We start from the raw sequence: 2,327 nt of genomic DNA on the forward strand, positions 1-2,327 counted from the left end.
CAATTATTTCTTCACTTGAAAAAATAACGATATAATCTTTCCGCAATTCTTTATAGCTCACCCCTAATGGTGCAAGCAATTCTGCAAGACCCTTCTCCCTATCTCCTGATAAAGAAGGAGAATTGACCAATTGGTGATCCAATAAATCTTTGCGATACAAAAATGAAATCCCATAATGGTCTCCAAATTGCTCCATGGCCTTTTTAAAAGTCATGGTTTTTGCTGTTTTATTCGGCTGTTTTTGGTTGTCAAATTCATTATAAGAAAGCAACTCCTGCCCTAAGGAATATTGGTTGTTTCCTAAATAAAACAAGCACAGCAGCAATGCTATGGTGTAATAATAATTTCTCATAAATTGGGTTTTTATTGTTAATATTAATTGAGTTTTGCACTATTTGAGTTTGTCTCAGTTGACAAAAACCGTATCTCCTTCCATATGTATTCTTAGGTTTGTTGCCAATCTTAAGGCTTGTATCAAAACATTGATTTCATTTGAAGGGACTTTTCCTTGAAGGATTATTTCCTTGTCTGAATTCTTTTTAAAGACTACTTTCTTTCCGTAAACTGTATTGATAATCTGAGCCAGGTCTCCTAAGGTTTTGTTGTCCAAAACAATATAATTGTCCTTCCAAGAGGTGTAGCCTTCTGTTACAACTGAGCCATGTTCCACCTTAAAATTCATTTTATCATAACTCATGTACTCTCCCGGGATTAAAGGTATAGTGGTCTCAGTAGATAAAATACTAACCTGTACACTCCCCTCTTCCAATACTACCACCTCTTGATTAGCCCTGTCAATTACGTTAAATTCTGTTCCCAAAACTTCCACCTTTAAGTGCTCGGTAAAAACCTGAAATTTCAAATCGCCATCTTTTGTTTTTTGTTTGACCACATCGAAAAAGGCCTCTCCATTCAAAGAAACCTTCCTTTCCTCTAAAAACCACCAATAAAAACGGGAGTACTCTAATAAAGAGTTTCCATTGAGTGTTACCTTAGTTCCATCCGGTAATTGAACACTTGCCACCTCTCCGTAGGCCGTTTGATGACTTACCTTATCAATACTAATGACAGCCACCAAGCTTACAACTAAAATCACAGCTGCTGCTGCATACCTAAAAATAATGGCTTTCCAATTTTCCATGGCAACAGATTTAGTCTCAAGGCCTGCTTCATCGGTTGCTATCCTTTGCAGTAATTTGCTTTTTTCTTGGGCAAGGACAGTTTTCGACAGCGAGCGATTGGCAAAAGAAACCTTGACAGGATTTTCTGTTTCTTTCCTCAGGTCGTCAAATATTGGTTTGGATTTTTTCAATTTTTAGAATATTCGGTCTTTTAATAAAATCAGCCTACATCACAGGCTTTTATATAAAGAGACTCATTCAAGGGTCAGATACTCAAAAAAATTGGGAAAAATTAAAATTAATTTTACATCAAACAAAAAAATGCAAGCAGAACCCATTCAAATAGACTGCCAATTAACGGGTTAGCGCGTAATGCTTGAAGTGCTCTTTGTAAATTATTAAGTACAGACTGGTAAGCAATCCCTTGGATTTGACTGATTTCCTCAATGCTTAATTTTTCATAATAACGCAAATAAATAGCTTCTTTCTGGCGAGATGGAAGACCATTTATCGCTTTTAAAAGCCTATCTTTCCTTTGCTCATTGGTTTCTACTTCTACTAAAAAATCTTCTTGTGAATATTGGAAGAAGATTCCCTCTACCTCTTCGGAATACGCCCCACCAAAGCGTTGCTTTTTTTTGTTGGACTGTAGCAGATGATATAACTTCCGTTTCCCCGACACAAAAAGATACCCTTTGAGGGATTTAATTTCACCTAACTTTGATCTTGATGCCCATAGGTCCACAAATAAATCCTGCACAGCATTCTGCGCCAAATCTTCCTGCCGAGTAAACTTCAATAAATAATAATAAAGGCTTTCATAATATTGATCATAAATCATAGATAGGGCATCACTATTCCCTTTCTTTAACTCAAGAATAAGATCCTTTTCAACTTTCATTGATTAAAGTAATGATTTGTATACAGCATTGAAATCAACAATTCTAGGAAATTTTCCGGAAAAATATAACCCTCTTAATTGATCCTTCTTTAGGTTGAAAATTTCTTGATAATGTAATCTTTACTGAAACTTAGTTTCCTTTCTACTGAAGGAAAATATTCAGGCAAACGCTATTTGACTCCCTCCTCGCGGATAAGTTACATACATTTTTTAAAAGGAAAAAAAGCTACCTTTTATAGGATTAACCAAACATTTGTAATCGGTAATTACAAGTGCACCACTTTCGGTAAATAAGAATGCACCAT

At 35.5% G+C, this 2,327-nt stretch carries 2 protein-coding genes and 1 pseudogene; all 3 read right to left on the minus strand.

What is annotated here, in order from left to right; translation table 11 throughout:
* A pseudogene (locus tag AAC037_RS23585) lies at positions 1 to 352 on the minus strand (SusC/RagA family TonB-linked outer membrane protein); the annotation flags it as partial.
* Between the two features lie 54 nt (positions 353 to 406).
* The gene (locus AAC037_RS23590) at positions 407 to 1,312 is read right to left on the minus strand and encodes a FecR domain-containing protein (RefSeq protein ID WP_339906085.1); all 906 of its coding nucleotides are present in this window, start codon (positions 1,310 to 1,312) and stop codon (positions 407 to 409) included.
* A gap of 113 nt (positions 1,313 to 1,425) precedes the next feature.
* Complete coding sequence (locus AAC037_RS23595) at positions 1,426 to 2,022, minus strand: RNA polymerase sigma factor (RefSeq protein WP_339906087.1); 597 nt, start codon at positions 2,020 to 2,022, stop codon at positions 1,426 to 1,428.
* Between the last annotated feature and the right edge of the window lie 305 nt (positions 2,023 to 2,327).

Source organism: uncultured Cyclobacterium sp., from assembly GCF_963976465.1.
In the GTDB taxonomy this organism is placed as follows: Bacteria; Bacteroidota; Bacteroidia; order Cytophagales; family Cyclobacteriaceae; genus Cyclobacterium.

Coding starts and splice junctions, on each gene's coding strand:
- AAC037_RS23595 (WP_339906087.1), bottom strand. CDS start 2,022: ATGAAAGTTGAAAAGGATCTTATTCTTGAGTTAAAGAAAGGGAATAGT.